We start from the raw sequence: 20,887 nt of genomic DNA, 5'->3' as shown, positions 1-20,887 counted from the left end.
CGCGGCTGGGTAAGCACGGCCAGTCAGGCAAAACCGATCAGGCAAAACGTCCATTATGGCGCAGCTCATCAGCCGGCGCGAGCGGGACGCGGCGCCGTGGCGACCGCCGAGCGGCGCCCGAGCACCACGGTCGCGATCACGGCAGCCGCGAACAGCCACGTCGACGACGTGACCGTTTCGCCGAACAGCAGCGCGGAAAAGGCGATCGTGAAGAAGATCTGCAGCAGTTGCACCTGGCCGACGCGCGCGGTGCCGCCCATCGCGAGCCCCGCGTACCACGCGAAAAAGCCGATGAATTGCGAAAAGAGGGTCACGTAGCCGAACGCGAGCCACGTGCGCAGCGCGAGCGGGCCTGGATGCGCGGCGTGCTGCATCCAAGCGAGCCAGCCGACCGGCAGCACGAGGAACGGCGCCGACACGACGAGCGCCCAGCAGATCACCTGCCAGCCGCCGATCTGGCGCGCGAGGCGCGCGCCTTCCGCATAGCCGAGCGCGCCGATGCCGACCGCGACGAGCATCAGCGCGTCGCCGGCCTGCACGGTGCCGCCGCCGTCGCGCAGCGCGAACGCGATCACGAGCGCGCTGCCGGCCACCGCGCTGGCCCAGAACGCCTTCGACGGCCGTTCGTGCGACAGCCACGCCGCATACAGCGCGACGAACAGCGGTTGCAGCCCGTTGACCACCGCGCCGTGCGAGGCCGGTACCGATTTCATCGCCCATGCGGAGAACACCGGATACGCGATGATCACGCCGGCCGACGTGATCGCGAGGCTCTTCAGTTGCGCGCGGGTCGGCAGCCGCTCGCGGCGCCACCACAGCAGCAGGCCGGCCGGCACGGCGGCGGCGAGCGCGCGGCCGAGCCCGTTGAGCAGCGGATTGAGTTCGGAGACGACGATCCGCGTCATCGGCAGCGTCAGGCTGAAGATCATCACGCCGATCAGGCCGAGCAGCATGCCCCGGGTTTCGCGCGAATTCATGTCGTGGGTGTCTCCGTCTTGCAGGGTGGTTGTGATCGGGTGGGCGCTCAGCGCAGCGTGCGCGCGCCCTGCGGCGTGTCGAATTCGGCGACGAGCGCCGGTGGGCCGTCGGTGGATTCGACGTCGAGCAGGTGGGCGGCGCCGAGCCAGTCGAGCTGCTCGCGGATCGTATCCGCATGCGGGTGGACGCCCTTGAGCGCCTTCAGCGCGACGCCGTCGTTCGGCAGCGATTCGGCCGGATGGCGCGGGCTGTCCCACTGGATCAGCGACGGCACGAGGCCGTCGCCCGCGCCTTGCCACGCGGGGAAGCTGCCGTCGTCGGGCACCGTGAGGCCCCAGCTCAGGTCGCCGCGCCGCATCGCGACGACGGGTGCGATGCGGGCCGGGTACTGGCGCTGCCACAGCACAAGCTGGCGCGGGCGGTCGACGCGCGCGACCCAGTGCGCGAGAAACGGGCCTTGCGCGAGTCGCGCGTGCATCGACGGGTCGTCGAGCTCGAACAGCCGCGCGCGCGGCGGCTTCGCCTCGTCGCCCGGCGCGGGCGTGTCGGGGTCGATCGCGATCACTTCGAGGTAGAGCCCGCCCCACGCGCCGAACAGCGCATTGTGGGTCCGCATCAGCGGGTGGCGGCCGCCGCCGGCCGGTTCGATGCCGAGCGCGTCGGCGACATGGCGCACGCCTTCGTCGAGGGTGCGCGCGGCGATCACGAGATGGTCGAGTGTCAGGGAGCGGGCTGGCATGAGCGTCGGTCGGGAAGCGAAAGTGTCATGGTAGGCGGGCGACGGGCCGGACGGGGGCCGGACCAGCCGGCGCACCGGCCGCGACGCGGGCCGGCGGGCGCAGCGCCACGTGTGGCTGGGTCGGACCGGCGGCCGCACGATCGCCATTCCGGTCAACTGTAATCGTCGCTACCGGCACAGTAACGGTACAATCGGCGCGATAGCCTTCGGTACAGTTGGAGCTGCCGCCCATGTCCACCGTCCCACTCGCCCAGATTCCCGCGCCGCACGACACGGCCACGCTCACGCTCGTCGACCAGCTGGTCCAGTGGGCGCGGCGGCGTATCGACGAGCGCGTGTTCCGTCCCGGCATGCGCATGCCGTCGATCCGCAAGCTCGCGCTCGACAAGAGCGTGTCGCGCTTCACCGTCGTCGAGGCCTACGAGCGCCTCGTCGCGCAGGGCTACCTCGACTCGCGGCGCGGCTCCGGCTTCTACGTGCGCGAGCGCACGGGCGCCGGCCCGCAGCCGGCCGACGGCGTCGCGCGCACGGCCGAGGCCGCGCCCGTGCACAACACGATCGACGTCGTCTGGCTGCTGCGCAACATGCTGCACACCGTCAGCCCGGAGAAGGGCCCGGGCCTCGGCTACCTGCCGGGCCGCTGGCTCGACGGCGAGCTGATCACCGGCGCGCTGCGCGCGCTCGGGCGCCAGTCGGGCGCGCAGATGCTCGGCTTCGGCACCGCGCAGGGCTTCCTGCCGCTGCGCCAGCAACTGCAGACGCGCCTCGCCGAAGTCGAGATCGGCGCGAAGCCCGAACAGATCGTGCTGGTTTCCGGCATCACGCAGGCGATCGACCTGATCTCGCGGATCTACATGCGGCCGGGCGATGCGGTGATCGTCGGCGATCCCGCGTGGTTCCAGATGTTCGGCCGTTTCGCGGCGCAGGGCGCGCAACTCGTCGGGATGCCGTATACGCCCGACGGCCCCGACCTCGACGCGCTCGAAACCCTGGTGCAGATGTGGCGGCCGAAGATGCTCGTGATCAACTCGGTGCTGCAGAACCCGACCGGCACGTCGCTGTCGGCCGCGCAGGCGTTCCGGATCCTGAAGCTCGCGGAGGCCTACGATTTCCTCGTCGTCGAGGACGACGTGTACGGCGACCTGTGCCCGCCGAGCTACCCGGCCACGCGCTTGGCGAGCCTCGACCAGTTGAAGCGCGTGATCTATCTCGGCAGCTATTCGAAGACGCTCGCGGCGAACCTGCGGGTCGGCTACGTGGCCTGCGCGCCGGAGATCGCGAAGGCCGTCACCGACCAGAAGATGCTGGTCGGGATGACGACGCCCGAGCTCAACGAGCGCGTGCTGTACAAGATCCTGACCGAAGGGCATTACCGGCGCCACGTCGAGCGGCTGCGCGCGCGGCTCGACGGCGTGCGCGACAAGACCGCGCGGATGCTCGAGCGCACGGGGCTCGGGCTCTTCACGATGCCGGCGGCCGGGATGTTCCTGTGGGCCGACACGGGCGTCGATTCGGACGCGCTCGCGGCGGTCGCGCACGAAGCCGGCTTCCTGCTGACGCCGGGCAGCCTGTTCTCGCCGCAGCAATCGCCGTCCACGTGGATGCGCTTCAACGTCGCGAATTGCGGCGATCCGGCGCTGCCGGGGCTGCTGGCGCGTTATATCGATTCGGCGGTGCGGCGCGCGTCGTGACGCGGCGCGGCCGGCCGGCTCTTGAAATGCCCGGCGCCGTCCCCAGATACGCGCGCAAACCGCTGGCGCCAGGCGGTCGTCCCAACCGGGCCGTCCCAGACGGGCCGTCCTTCATGGGTCCGCCGGCATCGCGCGCCGGGCGCCGGCGTCACCCCTTTCCAGTTCAAGTAAGAGGAAACAGCATCCATGGCACACGAAACGATGAGCTTTCAGGCAGAGGTCAAGCAACTCCTCCACCTGATGATCCATTCGCTCTACAGCAACAAGGAAATCTTCCTGCGCGAACTGGTGTCGAATGCGTCCGACGCGGCCGACAAGCTGCGTTTCGAAGGGCTCGCGGACAGCGCGCTGTACGAGAACGATCCGAACCTGCGCATCCGCATCGGCTTCGACAAGACCGCGCGCACGATCACGATCGACGACAACGGCATCGGGATGAGCCGCGACGAGGCGATCGCGAACCTCGGCACGATCGCGCGTTCGGGCACCAAGGAGTTCTTCACGAAGCTGTCGGGCGATCAGCAGAAGGACGCGGCGCTGATCGGCCAGTTCGGCGTCGGCTTCTACTCGGGCTTCATCGTCGCCGACAAGATCACTGTCGAAACGCGCCGCGCGGGCCTGCCGGCGAATGAAGCCGTGCGCTGGGAAAGCGCGGGCGAGGGCGATTTCACGATCGACGCGATCGAGCGCGCGCAGCGCGGCACGACGATCACGCTGCACCTGCGCGAAGGCGAGGACGAGCTGCTGTCGTCGCATCGCCTGAAGTCGATCATCCAGAAGTACTCCGACCACATCGCGCTGCCGATCCTGATGCGCAAGGAAGAGTGGGATCAGGAAAAGGGCGAGATGGTCCTGAAGGACGAGGACGAGACCGTCAACCAGGCGAGCGCGCTGTGGACGCGCTCGAAGAGCGACGTCACCGACGAGCAGTACACGCAGTTCTACCAGCACATCGCGCACGATCACCAGGATCCGCTCACGTGGACGCATAACCGCGTCGAGGGTCGCAGCGAATACACGCAGCTGCTGTTCGTGCCGGCGCACGCGCCGTTCGACCTGTGGAACCGCGACTATCGCGGCGGCCTGAAGCTGTACGTGAAGCGCGTGTTCATCATGGACGACGCCGAGCAGCTGCTGCCGCAGTACCTGCGCTTCGTGAAGGGCGTCGTCGATTCGGCCGACCTGCCGCTGAACGTGTCGCGCGAGATTCTGCAGGAAAGCCGCGACGTGAAGGCGATCCGCGAAGGCGTGACCAAGCGTGCGCTGTCGATGCTCGAGGAGCTCGCGAACGCGGAAGACGATGTCGGCAAGGAGAAGTACAAGACGTTCTGGGGCGCGTTCGGCCAGGTGCTGAAGGAAGGCCTGGGCGAGGATCACGCGAACCGCGAGCGCATCGCGAAGCTGCTGCGCTTCGCGTCGACGCACGGCGACACCGACGCGCAGGACGTGTCGCTCGCCGACTACGTGTCGCGCATGAAGCCTGAGCAGAGCAAGATCTACTACGTGACCGCCGATACGTGGCAGGCCGCGAAGAACAGCCCGCATCTCGAAGTGTTCCGCAAGAAGGGCGTCGAGGTGCTGCTGCTGACCGACCGCGTCGACGAATGGATGCTGTCGTTCCTGCACGAATTCGACGGCAAGCCGCTCGCGAGCGTGGCGCGCGGCGATCTCGATCTCGGCGAACTGAACGACGAGGAGAAGAAGGCGCAGGAGCAGGCCGGCGAGGCGATCAAGCCGGTCGTCGAGAAGATGAAGGAAGCGCTCGGCGACAAGGTGAAGGAAGTGCGCGTCACGTTCCGCCTGACCGATTCGCCGTCGTGTCTCGTCGCGGACGACAACGACATGAGCGGCTACCTGCAGCGGATGCTGAAGGCGGCCGGCCAGAACGCACCGGCGATGCAGCCGATCCTCGAGATCAACCCGGAGCACGCGCTCGTGAAGCAGCTGAACGCCGACAGCGCCGATTTCGGCGACTGGTGCCATCTGCTGTTCGATCAGGCGCTGTTGGCCGAAGGCGGCATGCTCGACGATCCGGCGAGCTTCGTGAAGCGGACCAACGCGCTGCTGCTGTCGCGGGCCGCGTGAACGCGCGCATGCGATTCGACGGCGCACAGGCCGGCTGGCGCGAGACGCCGCGGCCTGGCTGCACGCTCGACCAGCGCGACTGGCTGACGCGCGGCGGATCGCTGACCGCGCACCTCGCGCGGCTCGGCCGCGTGACCGTGCGCGTGACGCGCGAGGCCGTCGACGCGCCGTGGTTCGACGAGCCCGACGCGCTAGCCAGCTCGCCGCGCGCGCCGATGTGGGTGCGCGAGGTGATCCTGTCGGTCGACGGCACGCCGTACGTCGCCGCGCACAGCATCGCGCCGCTCGCGGCCAGCAAGGGCGTGTGGCAGGCGATGCGGCGGCTGCGCACGCGGCCGCTCGCGGAGCTGCTGTACAGCGATCCGCAGGTCGAGCGCTCGGCGCTCGTGAGCCGGCGCGTGATCGCCGGTCATCCGCTGTATGCGCTCGCGAGCCATGCGTTGCAGGGCGCGCGCGCGCCGCATGCGTTTGCCGCGCGGCGCTCGGTGTTCCAGCGGCACGGCAAGCCGCTGATGGTCACCGAGTGCATGCTGCCGACGCTGTGGCGCCATCTCGCCGCGCACGGCGACGGGCCGCGATCGGTCGGGTCGCACGGAGACGTGTGATGCTGCAAGGTTTTCCGCCGGTCGTCGCGCCGGATACGCACACGATGATCCTCGGCAGCTTTCCGGGCGAGGCGTCGCTCGACGCCGCGCAGTACTACGCGCATCCGCGCAACCAGTTCTGGCGATTGTTGGGTGCGGTGCTCGGCGAGCCGGGGCTGCATGAGCTCGCGTATGACGTACGGCTCGAACGCGTGCTGTCGCACGGCATCGGCATCTGGGATGTGCTCGATGCGTGCCATCGACAGGGCAGTCTCGATTCCGCGATCAGGAATGCGAAGCCGAACGATTTCGATTCGTTGCGCGAGCATGCGCCGTTGCTCAAGCGCGTGTGCTTCAACGGCAAGACGGCAGGGCGGTTTGCCGATGTGATCGGCGCGGCGGGTTATGAAACCCTCGTGTTGCCTTCGTCGAGCCCGGCGAATGCGATGTTGTCGTTCGAGCAGAAGCTGGTGCTTTGGCGCGCACTTCGCGCCTGAGACGCGTTGGATTCCGAGTCTCTCCCGGTCAGGGCTTCGCCGCGCCTTGCCTGGCGCCCGTGGTCGACGCAATGCGACTTTGTGCAGCGACGAGTTGATCATCGGTGGTCGCCACCAGCCACAGACGTGCATGCTTCTCGATCTGGCGATTGTGGTCCTTCAACGGCCCCATCGCGGCAGCGGCCTTCCAGACCACCGGGCCGATTCGGCTACTCCTGCCCGACGGCGCGCCTACCAGCAGGCAGTATGGTCCCAGCGGAAGCGATACGAACGGAAGTGCCGGACTGGTCGTCACGCGCCAGTCGATGAACGGTGTGTCGCTGATCAGCAGCGGCGTGGGCAAGCCGTAGAGCACGCTGAAATCGTACAGCGCCAGCTGTTCTCGCATGCCGACGTAAGTTCGCCGGACGTCGTCGACAACCGCCGCGCGGATCTCGTCCTCGAACATGGGTTCCTGCGCGTAGCGGGCCAATGCCTGGCGAGCCTCCCATTGATACGCGCTGAACAGGCCGATCTCCACGCAATCCTGCACGGCGCGCTGAACCTCCGCCACGGAACCGGCTTCCCCGGGCGTGCCCATCTGCGCCGCCCGCAAAAAGCGGGCAAGTCCCGCCTCGTGGATCGCGGGACCGTCCGCGGATGCGTCGTCGTCGGCGTTCTTGCCCAGCGGCACGTAGGTATATTGCTCCGCAGCGAAATGCGATTTCTTGCCTTCGTCGAACTTGATTTCGCCATCGACGCAGTCCAGATAGCGCGTCCCGATTCGACCGTGCTCCCAAACCCAGTTTTTCAGGAACGGACGGAGTGGATGCAGTCTGTCGTGATCGGCCATTGAACCTCCAGGTTTTCCCGGCATGAGCCATTCGAGCCACTCGCTGCACACGCCGCGCCGTCGGCGGGGCCCGCGCTACAACGCGAGCGTGCCCAGCGCCTCGTAAGTACGATGCAACCAGACCTTGACGCGCTGCCGCTCCAGCAAGCCGAGCCCCGTGGCGGCGCGGTCGGGATGATTGACCGCGGCCCAGAAGCTCGCGCTTTGTCGATCGATCTTCTGCATCGTCGTATCGGGCAGGCGGCGCAGCGTAATCACGCTGGCGCCAAGGGCTTCGGCCCGCTCGCGTTCGCCGGATGCCTCCAGAATCTCGAAGCGATCGCCGCGGACTTCATTCAGCACCAGCACCAGCTTGATTCGTCCACCGAATTCGTCGAGCCATTGCCGCAGCAGATCGACCGAATCGCGTCCGGTGTCCATCACGTGCCACCACGTCAACGTGAGGCCGTGTTCTTCTGCAAAAGCGACTATGTCCGAATCGTCGAGCCACTTGGCGAGCGGCTGCCGCGTCTGGGCCGCGAGATCGACCAGTATGCGCCGCTGCGGATCTTCGAGCGCGGATTCCATGACCGGATCGAGGCTGTCGTGCTGGTCGAGCGCGGCAGGCGCGGCAAAATCGGCATAGAACCGCAGTAGCGCGCCGTGCGATCGGTCGGTATCGAAGCCCACGAAGGGCATGCTGCGATCGATGAAATACTGGGCCAGCACGCGGGCTGCGAGCGATTTGCCGACGCCGCCTTTTTCCCCGCCAATGAAGTGGATGTGACTCATGCTTACGAAATCCCGTGTGATGGAGCAGGTATGGTCAGAGCGGATGTTGGCAGGCTTCGATGACGTTACGGTACGACCGGTCACGTCGAAAGAAAATGCGTGCGCCGCAGCAGCATGCTGGCTGATCGACGCCGGTGTCAAATTGGACAAAATGGCGACCGGTTCTGGCGGCTGTCTAGCGGTGGGCCGGCGAGCCGGCGCGCTAGCCGGACGATTCCTGTACGGCCACCGATGTTGTTACGTCAGCCGCGGGATGAAGCGATGCGCGGTAGACGATCAGTATCAGAAATATCGGCAACAGGACGGCGCCCGGTTGCCCCATCGCGGGCCTGAACACGAGGAAAAACGAGAGCCCCGGCAGCAACCACGCCAACGCGATGACCGCATGGTCCGTCCACCGGAGCGCGCGGGTCGTCCGGTCGTATTTGCACACGTAAATGATCGCAAGAAGCAGCCACGCGAGATCGTAGTAGATGAGGTACGGCTGGGTCAGTAGCGTCGCGACGATTGCCGCTGCCGCGCATAAGTCTGCATGCTTCTTCCTCGCCCATAGACCCGCGGTCGCAATCACGGCCGGTATCGCGATGGCCGCCTGAACGGCAAAGGCGGTCGGCAGGCTGGCGCCCAGCCGTCGTGACATCGCGAACGGCGTCGGCATCGCGCTCCAGATTCCGCCCGCATTGTTCACCAGGATCAACTGGCTGAACCACGATAGCGTGTCGAAAAAGCGCATCCACAGCGGCACGCCGAGCACCAGCGCACTGACCGCGCAGAACAGCGCGGCCGTGATGGCCATCGCGCCGAGCGTGCGGAAATGTCCGCCGCAGAGGAACAGCAACGGAAACAGGAGCGCCAGTTGCGGTTTGATGACGAGCATGCCGGCGCATACGCCGGCGACGAGAGGTCGTCGTTCGAGCCATCCCAGTGCGCCGGCAGCGAACGCCAGGGTCAGCAAGGAATTCTGCCCGCAGATCGTCACGACCCAGATGCCAGGGAATGCGAGCAGCGTGATCCACGGCAGGGGGCGATCCTTCATCGCGAGCGTGCACGCCGCCAACGCGCTTGCGATGCCGATGCTGACGAACAGACTGTACGAAGCGGCATAGGGCAGCAGCGCCAGCAGATAAACCGGCAACTGGAAGGTCGGCGGATAAACCCACGGTGCGAAAATTTGCGCGGGCGGGAAGTCGGGCAGCAATCGGGCTTCCGTCGCGAACATCTGGTGAAGGTCGAAAGCGGCGAGCGGCCCGCTGTGGAGGGAAACGAAAGACGCGCTCCAGAATACCCGGAAGTCGATACCCGGCGGCGGCACGCCGGGCAGATGCAGCGCCCAGTACGAAAATGCCCAGATACCCAGCAGCACGAGCTGGAACACCAGGATCGCCGCGCTGTACAGGACGAGCCGCTCTCTGGAGAGCCATCCCTGGCGATCTGGCGGTGCGTGGTCCGTCGCTGTATGCGTCATGGCCGCTGTGTGCCTCCCCGAATGCCGTTTCAGTTTGGCATAGGTTCGGGCGGGCGAACGGGCTTTTTATTGCAAGAAAGTAAATGATCGATCGCGTTCCGGATCGGGCTGGCGGCGGGTTTCGCGGATGTCGATCGTCGTCGTATCAGCAGTCGAATGGGCCGGAACATCGAGGCGGACCGGCGGCGGACGCGCTCGCCGCCGGCGGCCCCGCCCCCCCACCAATGCTATCCTCTCGTCCGCTCATCCAGCGTCATCCAGCATCACCCAGCGAGATTCAACCAACATGACCCGACTGATCAAGCGTGCGTCCGCCGAGGCGCGCGCGTTCAAGCAACGCAAGCCGTCCGCGTACAACGGCTCGGAAAAACTCCAGCCGCCGCGCGTGAAGCGCCGCCCGGACATCGACGAACACGACGACGTGCCGGTGCTCGAAGCGCCGCGCAAGCCGCGCTTCGCGCCCGTGACGTTCTCCGAAGAAGGCGGCGTGCGCTTCCTGCACTTCGGCACCGAGTGGGTGCAGGGCGCGATGCGGATCTCGAAGCCGCTGCATATCGAGCTCGAATACGCGCAGCAGATGATGGCGTGGCTGCTGTTCCTGGAAACGCCCGGGCGGATCGTCCAGCTCGGGCTCGGCACCGGCGCGCTGACCAAGTTCTCGCACCGTTTCCTGCCGCACGCGAAGGTCGAGGCCGTCGAGCTGAACCCGGCCGTGATCGTCGCCGCGCGCACGATGTTCGCGCTGCCGCCCGACGACGCGCGCCTCGTCGTACACGAAGCCGACGCATGGGATTTCGTCAACGACCCGGCCAACCGCGGCACGACCGGCGCGATCCAGATCGACCTGTACGACGCGACCGCGCGCGGCCCCGTGCTCGACAGCGTCGCGTTCTATCGCGCGGTGCGCGGCTGCCTCGCCGACGCCGGCATCGCGACGATCAACCTGTTCGGCGATCATCCGAGCTTCGTGCGCAACATGAAGCACCTGAACGCGGCGTTCGATCACCGCGTGATCGCGCTGCCCGAAGTGCACGACGGCAACCGGATCGCGATCGCGTTCTCGGGCCCCGCGCTCGACGTGCCGTTCGCGCAACTGGAAGCCCGCGCGAAGCTGATCGAGGACACGCTGAAGCTGCCCGCGCGCAAGTGGGTGAAAGCTTTGAAAGCCACGACCGGCGCACGCGACGCCGCGTTCGCGATCTGACGTCGCAGGCACCGGCGACAGGCCGGTGCAACCGCACGACAAGGGGCGGATCACCTCGGGTTCGCCCCTGCTTGACCGCGTGCTCGCGGCTCCTATACTGGCGCGAAGCCAGGGGAGCCGCAGCCTACCCGTTTTGCCGCTCCTCTCGGCGCCGTACCCGCTCAACAAGATCGATAACCGGGATAGAAGAGGAGACGTCATGGCTCACGATGCCGACGCCAACCGGGCCGCCAAGCGCTGGCTCTGGCTGCTGGTACTGCCGCTGATCGCGATGGTCTGGGTACCGTCGTACAGCAAGATCGAACCGCAATGGCTCGGTTTTCCGTTTTTCTACTGGTACCAGTTGCTGTGGGTCTTCATCAGCGCGGTGATCACCGCGTTCGTGTATTTCAAGACCAAGAACGCATGGAAGGCGAGCGGCCCGCAGGGAGGTGCGCAATGAATCTCGGCGCGACCTTCGTCTTCGTCCTGCTGTTCATCGGCGTCACGATCATCGGTTTCCTGGCCGCGAACTGGCGGCGCGGCGATCTTGCCCATCTCGACGAATGGGGCCTCGGCGGACGCCGCTTCGGCACGATCGTCACGTGGTTCCTGCTCGGCGGCGATCTCTACACGGCCTACACGTTCGTCGCGGTGCCCGCGCTCGTGTTCGGCGCCGGCGCGATGGGCTTCTTCGCGCTGCCGTACACGATCCTGATCTATCCGTTCGCGTTCGTCGTGTTCCCGAAGCTGTGGAGCATCGCGAAGCGGCACGGCTACGTGACGGCCGCCGATTTCGTCAATGCGCGCTACGGCAGCCGGATGCTCGCGCTGGCGATCGCGGTGACGGGCATCCTGGCGACGATGCCATACATCGCGCTGCAGCTCGTCGGCATCGAGGTGGTGATCGGCGCGCTTGGCTTCGACACGACCGGCTTCGTCGGCGATCTGCCGCTGATCATTGCGTTCGCGATCCTCGCTGCCTACACGTACACGTCGGGGCTGCGTGCGCCCGCGATGATCGCGATCGTGAAGGACGTGCTGATCTACGTCACGATCGCCGCCGCGGTGATCGTGATCCCCGCGAAGCTCGGCGGTTTCGGGCACATCTTCTCCGCGGTGCCGACCGCGAAGCTGCTGCTGAAGGCGCCCGACGCGATGAGCCTGAACGGCTACAGCGCGTACGCGACGCTCGCGATCGGCTCGGCGCTCGCGCTGTTCCTGTATCCGCACTCGGTCACGGCGATCCTGTCGTCGTCGTCGGGCAACTCGATCCGCCGCAACATGGCGATGCTGCCCGCGTACTCGTTCGTGCTCGGCCTGCTCGCGCTGCTCGGCTACATGGCGCTCGCCTCCGGCGTGAAGGACATGCCGCAGTACGCGCCGTACTTCAAGGCGTTCGGCCCGAACTTCGCGGTGCCCGCGCTGTTCCTCGAGTACTTCCCGTCGTGGTTCGTCGGCGTCGCGTTCGCGGCGATCGGCATCGGCGCACTGGTGCCGGCGGCGATCATGTCGATCGCGGCCGCGAACCTGTACACGCGCAACATCCATCGCGAGTTCGTGAACCGCAACATGTCGCACGACCAGGAAACGCACGTCGCGAAGCTCGTATCGCTGATCGTGAAAGTCGGCGCGGTGGCGTTCATCCTCGGACTGCCGCTGACCTACGCGATCCAGCTGCAACTGCTCGGCGGGATCTGGATCATCCAGACGCTGCCCGCGATCGTGCTCGGCCTGTACACGCGCGTGCTCGACCATCGCGGCCTGCTGGCCGGCTGGGCGGCCGGCATCGTGTGCGGCACGTGGATGGCGGTCTCGCTGAAGCTGGCGAGCTCGATCTTCACGATCCACCTGTTCGGCCTCGCGATTCCCGGCTACGCGGCCGTGTGGTCGCTGATCGTGAACCTGGTGGTGTCGGTGGCGGTGAGCGTGCTGGTGCGCGTGATGGGGATGACGCATGCGGAGGATCGCACGCGGCCGGAGGATTATCTCGACGTCGTCGAGGGCTGATACGGGCGGTGCGCGGCCGTGTGCCGCGCACGCGTCGCGCAGCAACGAAAACGCCCGCCACCGCAAGGTGGCGGGCGTTCGTTCTTGCGTCAGCCCTGCGTGCGTTTCGCGAGTTCCTCGCGCTGCGACAGATCCTCGACGTTGACCATCCAGTGCACGCCGAAACGATCCTTCGCCATCCCGAAGCCGAGCGCCCAGAACGTCTTGCCGAACGGCATCGTCACTTCGCCGCCGTCGGCGAGCGCATTGAACAGCTTCTGGCCTTCGTCGACCGTCGCGGGGTTCAGCGACAGCGAATAGCCGGCGTGCGCGGCGCCCGCCGGCTGGCTGCAGTCCCCGTCCGAGCACATGATCATCGACTCGCCGATCATGAAGCTCGCGTGCATCACCTTGTCGGCCATCTCCGGCGACATCGGGTAATCGGGATTCGGCGGGGCGTCCTTGAAGTGCATCTTGAACATCGTCTTCGCACCGAGCGCCTTTTCGTAGAACTGAAGGGCTTCGTCGGCACGACCGTAGAACGTCAGGTACGGTTGAACTTGCATCGTTGTCTCCTGGAATGTGCGATGCCGGCGCGTCGGCGCTGGCGTGGCGTCGTGCAAGACTGACTGGGGGAAAAGGGTGCATCGGGAGGCGGCCGTCGTACCCGTGACGTGGATTGTAGTGCGCGCGCTTGACGATGGAATGAAAAATAAAACGGCTGCGAACACGAAATTCGCAGCCGTTTTCAGCGCGTGGGCTGACGCCTGTCGTCAGGCTTGCTGACAGCCGCTGACGCGCGGCGCGATTCAGCGCAGCGCGTCGATCAGCTTCTCGAGCTTCACCGCGTCGGCGGCGAACACGCGGATGCCTTCGGCGAGCTTTTCGGTCGCCATCGCTTCGTCGTTCAGCTGGAAGCGGAACGATGCCTCGTCGATCGCGACGCGCTCGGCCGGCTTGTCCTGCAGCGTGTCCGGCGACAGCTTGCGTGCGACCGTGTCGTTGCTCTCCTGCAGCTTCTGCAGCAAATCGGGACTGATCGTCAGCAGGTCGCAGCCGGCGAGCTCGGTGATCTGGCTCGTCGTGCGGAAGCTCGCGCCCATCACTTCGGTCTTGTAGCCGAACGTCTTGTAGTACGTGTAGATGCGGCGCACCGACTGCACGCCCGGATCGTTCGCGCCGCCGTCGCGCGCTTCGTTCCATTCCGCGCCGGCCTGCTTCTTGTACCAGTCGTAGATGCGGCCGACGAACGGCGAGATCAGTTGCGCGCCGGCTTCCGCGCACGCGGCGGCCTGCACGAGCGAGAAAAGCAGGGTCATGTTGCACTTGATCCCTTCCTTCTGCAGCACCTCGGCCGCACGGATTCCTTCCCACGTCGACGCGAGCTTGATCAGGATGCGCTCGCGCCCGACGCCGGCCGCTTCGTACAGCTTGATGAGCTCGCGGCCCTTGTCGATCGAGCGCTGCGTGTCGAATGACAGGCGTGCGTCGACCTCGGTCGACACGCGGCCCGGGATCAGTTTCAGGATTTCGGTGCCGAACGCGATCAGCAGGCGGTCGATGATGAAATCGGTGCTTTCGTTGCGATGATCGCGGACGGTTTTCTCGAGGATCGGCTTGTACGCATCCTTCTGGACGGCCTTCAGGATCAGCGACGGGTTCGTGGTCGCGTCCTGCGGCTTGTATTGCGCAAGCTGCTGGAAGTCGCCCGTGTCGGCGACGACGGTCGTGTACTGCTTCAGCTGGTCGAGTGCGGTAGTCATGGCGATTCGGAAGAAGAGCGCGGGGCGCCGGGTTCTCACGGGCCGCGCGAGCGCGGCGGCGAAGCGAAGCGGCGCCGGGCGCCGCTTCCGATCCATCATTTTAGGCCCGATTCGTGTCGCGCACGTTTTGGCGCGTCGGGCGCGCGCCGCGGCGGGCGGCGAGCCGCGTCACGCGGGGCGTCGCGCGTTCAGAATCACCTGCGTGACGACGCCCGCGACGAGCCCCCAGAACGCCGGGCCGATCGACAGCAGCGTGAGGCCCGATGCGGTCACCATGAACGTGACGAGCGCCGCTTCGCGCTGTTTCACGTCCTGCATCGCGTTCGCGAGCCCGCTCATGATCGAGCCGAACAGCGCGAGCGCGGCGACCGACACGACGAGCGCCTTCGGCAGCGCGGCGAACAGCGCGGCGATCGTCGCGCCGAAGATGCCGGCGACCAGGTAGAACGTGCCGCACCACACGGCGGCCGTGTAGCGCTTCGCGCGATCCTCGTGCGCTTCGGGGCCCGTGCAGATCGCGGCCGTGATCGCCGCGAGGTTCACGCCGTGCGAGCCGAACGGCGCGAGCAGCAGCGACGCGAGGCCGGTCGTCGCGATCAGCGGCGAAGAAGGCGTCTGATAGCCGTCCGCGCGCAGCACCGCGATGCCCGGCACGTTCTGCGACGCCATCGCGACGACGAACAGCGGAATGCCGATGCTGACGATCGACGCGATCGAGAATGCGGGCATCGTGAGCACGGGCTGCGCGAGCGCGATGTGGAAGCGGCTGAAGTCGAGCAGCCCGAGGCCGCCGGCCGCCGCCGTGCCGACGATCAGCGTCGTCGGAATCGCGTAGCGCGGCGCGAGCCGCTTCACGATCAGGTAGGTGAAGAACATCGCGAGCACGAGCGCGGTCTGGAACTGCGCGGCGCGGAAGATCTCGATGCCGATCTCGAACAGGATGCCCGCGAGCAGCGCGGCCGCGATGCCGGCCGGAATGCGCTTCATCAGCGTGTCGAACAGCCCGCTCACGCCGACGGCCGTCAGCAGCAGCGCGCACACGACGAACGCGCCGATCGCCTCCGGGTAGGGCACGCCGGGCAGCGACGCGACCAGCAGCGCGGCGCCGGGCGTCGACCATGCGACGACGACGGGCGCGCGAAAGCGCAGCGACAGGCCGATGGTCGTCAGCGCCATGCCGATCGACAGCGCCCAGATCCACGACGAGATCTGCGCATCGGTGAGGTGGGCGGCGCGGCCGGCCTGGAACATCAGCACGAGCGAACTCGTGTAGCCGGTCATCATCGCGACGAAGCCGGCGACGAGCGTGGACACGGACGTATCGGCAAAAAAGCGGCGGCCGCCGGCGCGGCTCGCGCTCGCGGTGGGCGAAGGGTTCATGCTCTCTCCGGGGCGGCCGCTCGGATGCGGCCTGGGTATCTGCGGGTGGGTGTCGTTACTTGCTGAGTGCGCGCATCGCGGTTTCGAGGCCCGCGAGCGTGAGCGGATACATGCGCTGGCCGAGCACGTCGCGAATGATCGCGACCGATTGCCGGTATTCCCATAGCCGCTCGGGCTCGGGGTTCAGCCATGCATGGTGGGGGAACTGGTCGGCGAGGCGGCGCAGCCACACGGCGCCGGCTTCCGGGTTGTTGTATTCGACCGAGCCGCCGGGCTGCAGCACTTCGTACGGGCTCATCGTCGCGTCGCCGACGAAGATCAGCTTGTAGTCGGGCGTGAACTTGTGCAGCACGTCCCACGTCGCGGTGCGCTCCGAGTGGCGGCGCCGGTTGTTCTTCCACAGGTGGTCGTACACGCAGTTGTGGAAGTAGAAGAATTCGAGGTGCTTGAATTCGGCCTTCGCGGCCGAGAACAGCTCTTCCGTGCGCTTGATGTGGTCGTCCATCGAGCCGCCGACGTCGAGCAGCATCAGCACCTTCACGTTGTTGTGGCGCTCGGGCACCATCCGCAGGTCGAGCCAGCCGGCGTTCGCGGCCGTGCTGCGGATCGTGCCGGGCAGGTCGAGCTCCTCGGCCGCGCCCTCGCGCGCGAAGCGGCGCAGCCGCCGCAGCGCGACCTTGATGTTGCGCGTGCCGATCTCGACCGAATCGTCGTAGTCGCGGTACGCGCGCGCTTCCCACACCTTCACCGCGGTGCGGTTGCCGTTCGACGGGCCGCCGATGCGCACGCCTTCCGGGTTGTAGCCGCCGTGCCCGAACGGCGACGTGCCGCCGGTGCCGATCCACTTGTTGCCGCCTTCGTGGCGTTCCTTCTGCTCGTCGAGCAGCGCCTTCAAACGCTCCATCAGCTTGTCGAGGCCGCCCATCGCTTCGATCTGCGCCTTCTCCTCGGGCGACAGCTCGCGCTCGAGGCGCTTCTCGAGCCAGTCGAGCGGGATGTCGAACGCCTCGGACGGCAGCGCGGACACGCCGTGGAAATACGCGCCGAACGCCTGGTCGAACTTGTCGAAGTACTGCTCGTCCTTGACGAGCGTCATCCGCGCGAGGAAGTAGAACGCGTCGATCGACGGCGAGATCAGGCCGGCCTTCAGCGATTCGAGCAGCGTCAGGTATTCCTTCACCGAGACGGGCAGCTTGGCTGCGCGCAGCGCGTAGAAGAAATTGAGCAGCATGGCCGGGCCTTCGCGGGTGGGTTACCGGTTGTGCCGGTTCATGTAGACGAGCCGTTCGAGCAGGCTCAGATCCTGCTCGTTCTTCAGCAGCGCGCCGGCGAGCGGCGGCACGATCTGCTTCGCGTCGGCACTGCGCAGCGCGTCGGCCGGGATGTTCTCGGCGAGCAGCAGCTTCAGCCAGTCGAGCAGCTCGGACGTCGACGGCTTCTTCTTCAGCCCCGACACGCCGCGCAATTCGAAGAAGCTCTCGAGCGCCGCGCGCAGCAGTTCCTCGCGGATGTTCGGGAAATGCACCGCGACGATCTTCTGCATCGTCGACGGATCGGGAAACTGGATGTAATGGAAGAAGCAGCGGCGCAGGAACGCGTCGGGCAGCTCCTTCTCGTTGTTCGACGTGATGATGACGAGCGGACGGTGCTTCGCGCGAATGGTCTCGCGCGTCTCGTACACGTGGAACTCCATCCGGTCGAGCTCGCGCAGCAGGTCGTTCGGGAATTCGATGTCGGCCTTGTCGATCTCGTCGATCAGCAGCACGCTCGGCTGCTCGGCGTCGAACGCCTGCCACAGCACGCCCTTGACGATGTAGTTCGCGATGTCCTTCACGCGCGCGTCGCCGAGCTGCGAATCGCGCAGCCGCGACACGGCGTCGTATTCGTACAGGCCCTGCTGCGCCTTGGTGGTCGACTTGATGTGCCACTGCAGCAGCGGCATGCCGAGCGCGGCGGCCACTTCCTCGGCGAGCATGGTCTTGCCGGTGCCGGGCTCGCCCTTGATCAGCAGCGGGCGCTGCAGCGTCAGCGCGGCATTGACCGCGAGCTTCAGATCGTCGGTGGCGACGTACTGCGAGGACCCTTCGAAACGCATGGCGGCGCTCTTCTTCAACGGGAAAAAAACCCAGTATAAGTCAGAAGGGCTGTCCGGGCGGGCCGCGCCCGCGTATCGTTGCGGGGCTGTGGCGGGGCTGTGGCGGGGCTGTGGCGGGGCTGTGGCGGGGCCCGCCGGGGCGCCGTATGGACGCATTCCCCGCCGACGCGGTACAATCTGGCCGTTTTTTTTGGCCTGCGTGGCGACCGACAAGCAAAACGGCGCGGGCCGTTGCCGCTTCGGCGCCAGTTTCCCCTCAAGCTAGGTTACAAGAGCTATGAACAAATTCGTCGGCAAACACGTCGTTGTCGCAGCGCTCGTGGCGCTCGCGGGCAGCGCGCAGGCGGCCGGTGTGGTCGGCAACCCGAAGGACGGGGCGAGCAAGGCCGCCATGTGCATCGGTTGCCACGGCATCCAGGACTACCGCGCGGCGTACCCGGAGGTCTACCGGGTGCCTGTCCTCGGCGGCCAGAACCAGCAATACCTCGAGAACGCGCTGAAGGCCTACCGCAAGAAGGATCGTCACTTCCCGTCGATGAATGCGATCGCCGGCTCGCTGACCGACCAGGACATCGCGGATCTGTCGGCGTACTACGCCGCCCAGAAGGCCGACACGAAGGACAACCCCTACAAGTAAAGCGCGCGCCGCCGATCTCTCCGGCGGGACAGGAGCATTCATGAACAACGCATTCAAGACGGCGGCGGTGGCACTGGCGGCCGGCCTCGCGATCGGTACCGCGCACGCCGCGGACATCTCGAAGGGCAAGGAACTGGTCGAGTCGCACAACTGCGCGGCCTGCCACGGCGCGCAGCTGAACAAGCCGATCAACGCGGAGTACCCGCGCCTCGCCGGCCAGCACGCCGACTATCTCGTGTGGGCGATGCGCCAGTACCAGATGGGGCTGACGAACCCGCTGATCGGCCGCAACAACGCGATCATGCAGGCGCAGGTCCAGAACCTGTCGGTCAGCGACATGAAGGACATCGCGTCCTACATCGAGTCGCTGAAGGAAACCGACCTCGTGTTCAAGAAGTAAGCGCGACGGGCCTCAGCGGCTCGCGCAGCAGGAATGCCCCGCCTCGGCGGGGTATTTTTTTGTCCGCGGCCCGGCGCAGGTCGATGTGCCGGCCCCGGGGCACTACTCAGTCGCGCGACGCGCGGCGCAGGATGCGCTGCAGGTACGCGTCGGTATCGGGCGGCGTGTTCGTGCGCTGCGCTTCCCAGATCGTCTCGCCGAGGCATTCCATGATCGCGTGCTGCGCGTCGTGGGTCGAGTCGAGCTTCGCGGCCAGCTTGTCGTGCGCGGCGCGGATCCCGGGCGGCTGGTCGATCGACAGCTGCTCGCTGATCGCGAGGTGCATCGACAGGTGCAGGAACGGGTTCGTCCGGCCTTCCTCGGGCGTGTAGTTGCGCGCGGCCGCGCCGTCGGCGTCGGCCAGTTCGTCGTGGTATTCGGGATGCTCGACGATCCAGTCGGCCGCGATCGCTTCCAGCGGCGTCAGGATCTCGCCTGCGCGCTGCTTGCGCCAGGTCTCGGTGAAAAAGCGACGCACGTCGTCGCGGCTTGGATTGAACATGGTGGGGAAACGTCGTGATTCGGGCGGCGTCATGCCGCGTCGCGCATTGTACGCCGGCGCGGCCGACGGCGCTGGCGGTGGCCACCAGGGCGGCTGGAGGCGGGCGGCGGGGCGGGTGTTACGGCCGCCCGTCGCGCAACGGGTAAGCGCGGGCTAGGCTCGCCGCCGCCGCGCCGCTACACTCCGACGATTCCCGTCACGGCGCGTTGCTCGCCCGCTTTCATCTTTCATCATGACCGCCATCGTCCGCTCCTCGTCCGCCGCGCTGCAGGGCGCGCTCTACGTCGCGTTGTCCGCCGCCGCATTCGGTGCGATGGCGATTTTCGGCCGCTATGCGTATGCGGCCGGCGTCGACGTGCTCGGGCTGTTGATCGTGCGCTTCGCGATCGGCGGCGCGGTGCTCGCGGCGATCGCGCGGCACCGCCGCGTCGCCTGGCCGCGCGGGCGGGCGCTCGCGCCGCTGGTGGCGATGGGCGCGCTCGGCTACGTCGGCCAGTCGTTCTGCTATTTCAGCGCGCTGCAGCACGCGCAGGCGAGCCTCGTCGCGCTGCTGCTGTACCTGTATCCGGCGTTCGTCACGCTGCTGGCCGCGTGGTGGCTCGGCGAGCGCCTCACGCGTGCCAAGGCCGTCGCGCTGGTGCTGTGCGTCGCGGGCTCGGCGCTGATGGTCGGCGGCGGGCACGGCGAGCCGCTCGGAATCGCGCTCGCGCTGGCCGCCGCGGTGATCTACTCGCTGTACATCGTCGGCGGCACGAAGGCGACGCGCGGCGTCGATCCGCTCGCGACCACCGCGATCATCTGCTTGTCGGCCACCGCGACGCTCGTCGCGATCGCCGTCATGCGAACGGCGGCGTTCGGCGCGCCGCCGCGCTGGCCCGCGACGGCCGGCGGCTGGGCGTCGATGCTCGCGATCGCGCTCGTGTCGACGGTCGCGGCCATGCTCGCGTTCTTTTCCGGGCTCGAGCGGCTCGGGGCCGCACGCACGTCGATGCTGTCGACGCTCGAACCGGTCGTGACGGTCGCGCTCGCGGCGCTGCTGTTCGGGGAAGCGTTGTCGCCGCTGCAGTGGGCGGGCGGCGTCGCGATCCTGGCGGCCGTGCTGGCGCTCGTGCGCGCGGGCGGCGCGGCCGCCGACGACGCGACGGCGACGTCGAATGCATGACGGGGAAGAGGAAGCCGCCGGCGCGCAACGGCGCCGGCCGGTATCGCGCGCGGCCCGAGCGGCCGGTGCGATGCGTGGATACGTCAGTCGCGGCT

Annotated in this window: 21 protein-coding genes; 10 read left to right on the top strand and 11 right to left on the bottom strand. The window is 67.2% G+C overall.

Annotation, left to right across the window (positions count from 1 at the left end; all coding sequences use genetic code 11):
* Nucleotides 1-68 precede the first annotated feature (68 nt).
* Both J8I33_RS05710 and J8I33_RS05705 read right to left on the bottom strand, forming a co-directional pair.
* Complete coding sequence (locus J8I33_RS05710) at nt 69-977, bottom strand: DMT family transporter (protein ID WP_124554820.1); 909 nt, start codon at nt 975-977, stop codon at nt 69-71.
* 47 nt (nt 978-1,024) lie between these two features.
* On the bottom strand, nt 1,025-1,717 hold the full coding sequence (locus tag J8I33_RS05705; protein WP_209933818.1) for a VOC family protein: 693 nt from the start codon (nt 1,715-1,717) through the stop codon (nt 1,025-1,027).
* A gap of 230 nt (nt 1,718-1,947) precedes the next feature.
* Between J8I33_RS05705 and J8I33_RS05700 the strand changes: the two genes are divergently transcribed.
* From J8I33_RS05700 to J8I33_RS05685, 4 genes are all read left to right on the top strand, one after another.
* Nucleotides 1,948-3,408, top strand: coding sequence for a PLP-dependent aminotransferase family protein (locus J8I33_RS05700; protein ID WP_050018117.1), 1,461 nt, complete (start codon nt 1,948-1,950; stop codon nt 3,406-3,408).
* A gap of 186 nt (nt 3,409-3,594) precedes the next feature.
* Nucleotides 3,595-5,493, top strand: a complete 1,899-nt coding sequence (gene htpG / locus J8I33_RS05695) for a molecular chaperone HtpG (protein ID WP_050018116.1) — start codon at nt 3,595-3,597, stop codon at nt 5,491-5,493.
* 8 nt (nt 5,494-5,501) lie between these two features.
* Entirely contained in the window at nt 5,502-6,098 is a 597-nt protein-coding gene (locus J8I33_RS05690; protein ID WP_175978831.1) for a chorismate lyase, read from the top strand.
* Nucleotides 6,098-6,574, top strand: a complete 477-nt coding sequence (locus tag J8I33_RS05685) for a DNA-deoxyinosine glycosylase (RefSeq protein ID WP_050018115.1) — start codon at nt 6,098-6,100, stop codon at nt 6,572-6,574. Before J8I33_RS05690 ends, J8I33_RS05685 begins: the two co-directional genes overlap by 1 nt.
* 28 nt (nt 6,575-6,602) lie before the next feature.
* Here J8I33_RS05685 and J8I33_RS05680 read toward each other — a convergent pair whose 3' ends face one another.
* The 3 genes from J8I33_RS05680 to J8I33_RS05670 form a co-directional block, all read right to left on the bottom strand.
* The gene (locus tag J8I33_RS05680) at nt 6,603-7,406 is read right to left on the bottom strand and encodes a hypothetical protein (protein WP_050018114.1); all 804 of its coding nucleotides are present in this window, start codon (nt 7,404-7,406) and stop codon (nt 6,603-6,605) included.
* Between the two features lie 75 nt (nt 7,407-7,481).
* Nucleotides 7,482-8,177 carry a mobilization protein gene (locus J8I33_RS05675; protein ID WP_209933810.1) on the bottom strand — a complete coding sequence of 232 codons (696 nt, stop codon included), beginning with the start codon at nt 8,175-8,177 and terminating at the stop codon, nt 7,482-7,484.
* Between the two features lie 202 nt (nt 8,178-8,379).
* Nucleotides 8,380-9,642 carry a glycosyltransferase family 87 protein gene (locus tag J8I33_RS05670; protein ID WP_209933805.1) on the bottom strand — a complete coding sequence of 421 codons (1,263 nt, stop codon included), beginning with the start codon at nt 9,640-9,642 and terminating at the stop codon, nt 8,380-8,382.
* Between the two features lie 286 nt (nt 9,643-9,928).
* Here J8I33_RS05670 and J8I33_RS05665 point away from each other — a divergent pair, with 286 nt between their 5' ends.
* The 3 genes from J8I33_RS05665 (at nt 9,929) to J8I33_RS05655 (ending at nt 12,835) form a co-directional block, all read left to right on the top strand.
* On the top strand, nt 9,929-10,846 hold the full coding sequence (locus J8I33_RS05665) for a spermidine synthase (RefSeq protein ID WP_050018112.1): 918 nt from the start codon (nt 9,929-9,931) through the stop codon (nt 10,844-10,846).
* A 199-nt stretch (nt 10,847-11,045) separates the two neighbouring features.
* Nucleotides 11,046-11,288, top strand: coding sequence for a DUF3311 domain-containing protein (locus J8I33_RS05660; protein ID WP_129512670.1), 243 nt, complete (start codon nt 11,046-11,048; stop codon nt 11,286-11,288).
* Nucleotides 11,285-12,835, top strand: coding sequence for a sodium:solute symporter family protein (locus J8I33_RS05655; RefSeq protein WP_209933798.1), 1,551 nt, complete (start codon nt 11,285-11,287; stop codon nt 12,833-12,835). The genes J8I33_RS05660 and J8I33_RS05655 overlap by 4 nt, the downstream gene beginning before the upstream one ends.
* Nucleotides 12,836-12,924: 89 nt before the next feature.
* Here J8I33_RS05655 and J8I33_RS05650 read toward each other — a convergent pair whose 3' ends face one another.
* The 5 genes from J8I33_RS05650 to J8I33_RS05630 form a co-directional block, all read right to left on the bottom strand.
* On the bottom strand, nt 12,925-13,380 hold the full coding sequence (locus tag J8I33_RS05650; RefSeq protein ID WP_209933792.1) for a VOC family protein: 456 nt from the start codon (nt 13,378-13,380) through the stop codon (nt 12,925-12,927).
* A gap of 243 nt (nt 13,381-13,623) precedes the next feature.
* Nucleotides 13,624-14,577, bottom strand: coding sequence for a transaldolase (gene tal, locus J8I33_RS05645; RefSeq protein WP_050018123.1), 954 nt, complete (start codon nt 14,575-14,577; stop codon nt 13,624-13,626).
* Between the two features lie 168 nt (nt 14,578-14,745).
* Nucleotides 14,746-15,957, bottom strand: coding sequence for a benzoate/H(+) symporter BenE family transporter (locus J8I33_RS05640; RefSeq protein ID WP_050018109.1), 1,212 nt, complete (start codon nt 15,955-15,957; stop codon nt 14,746-14,748).
* Nucleotides 15,958-16,012: 55 nt separating this feature from the next.
* The gene (locus tag J8I33_RS05635; protein ID WP_050018108.1) at nt 16,013-17,188 is read right to left on the bottom strand and encodes a VWA domain-containing protein; all 1,176 of its coding nucleotides are present in this window, start codon (nt 17,186-17,188) and stop codon (nt 16,013-16,015) included.
* A 21-nt stretch (nt 17,189-17,209) separates the two neighbouring features.
* Nucleotides 17,210-18,052 (bottom strand): MoxR family ATPase, encoded by an 843-nt coding sequence (locus tag J8I33_RS05630; protein ID WP_050018107.1) that lies wholly within the window; start codon nt 18,050-18,052, stop codon nt 17,210-17,212.
* A 277-nt stretch (nt 18,053-18,329) separates the two neighbouring features.
* Between J8I33_RS05630 and J8I33_RS05625 the strand changes: the two genes are divergently transcribed.
* Together J8I33_RS05625 and J8I33_RS05620 are read left to right on the top strand one after the other, a co-directional pair.
* Nucleotides 18,330-18,689: a cytochrome c gene (locus J8I33_RS05625; protein WP_006478192.1), complete on the top strand. Its 360-nt coding sequence runs from the start codon at nt 18,330-18,332 to the stop codon at nt 18,687-18,689.
* A 40-nt stretch (nt 18,690-18,729) separates the two neighbouring features.
* Complete coding sequence (locus J8I33_RS05620) at nt 18,730-19,089, top strand: cytochrome c (RefSeq protein WP_006478193.1); 360 nt, start codon at nt 18,730-18,732, stop codon at nt 19,087-19,089.
* A 106-nt stretch (nt 19,090-19,195) separates the two neighbouring features.
* Here the strand turns inward: J8I33_RS05620 and J8I33_RS05615 are convergent, their stop codons facing one another.
* Nucleotides 19,196-19,630, bottom strand: coding sequence for a DUF1841 family protein (locus J8I33_RS05615; RefSeq protein WP_006490655.1), 435 nt, complete (start codon nt 19,628-19,630; stop codon nt 19,196-19,198).
* A 232-nt stretch (nt 19,631-19,862) separates the two neighbouring features.
* Here J8I33_RS05615 and J8I33_RS05610 point away from each other — a divergent pair, with 232 nt between their 5' ends.
* Complete coding sequence (locus J8I33_RS05610; RefSeq protein ID WP_050018106.1) at nt 19,863-20,792, top strand: DMT family transporter; 930 nt, start codon at nt 19,863-19,865, stop codon at nt 20,790-20,792.
* Nucleotides 20,793-20,887 lie beyond the last annotated feature (95 nt).

This window comes from Burkholderia sp. AcTa6-5 (genome assembly GCF_017815075.1).
In the GTDB taxonomy this organism is placed as follows: Bacteria; Pseudomonadota; Gammaproteobacteria; order Burkholderiales; family Burkholderiaceae; genus Burkholderia; species Burkholderia sola.
The sequence above is the reverse complement of the archived record's forward strand: the minus strand, read 5'-3'. Positions and strand labels throughout refer to the sequence as shown.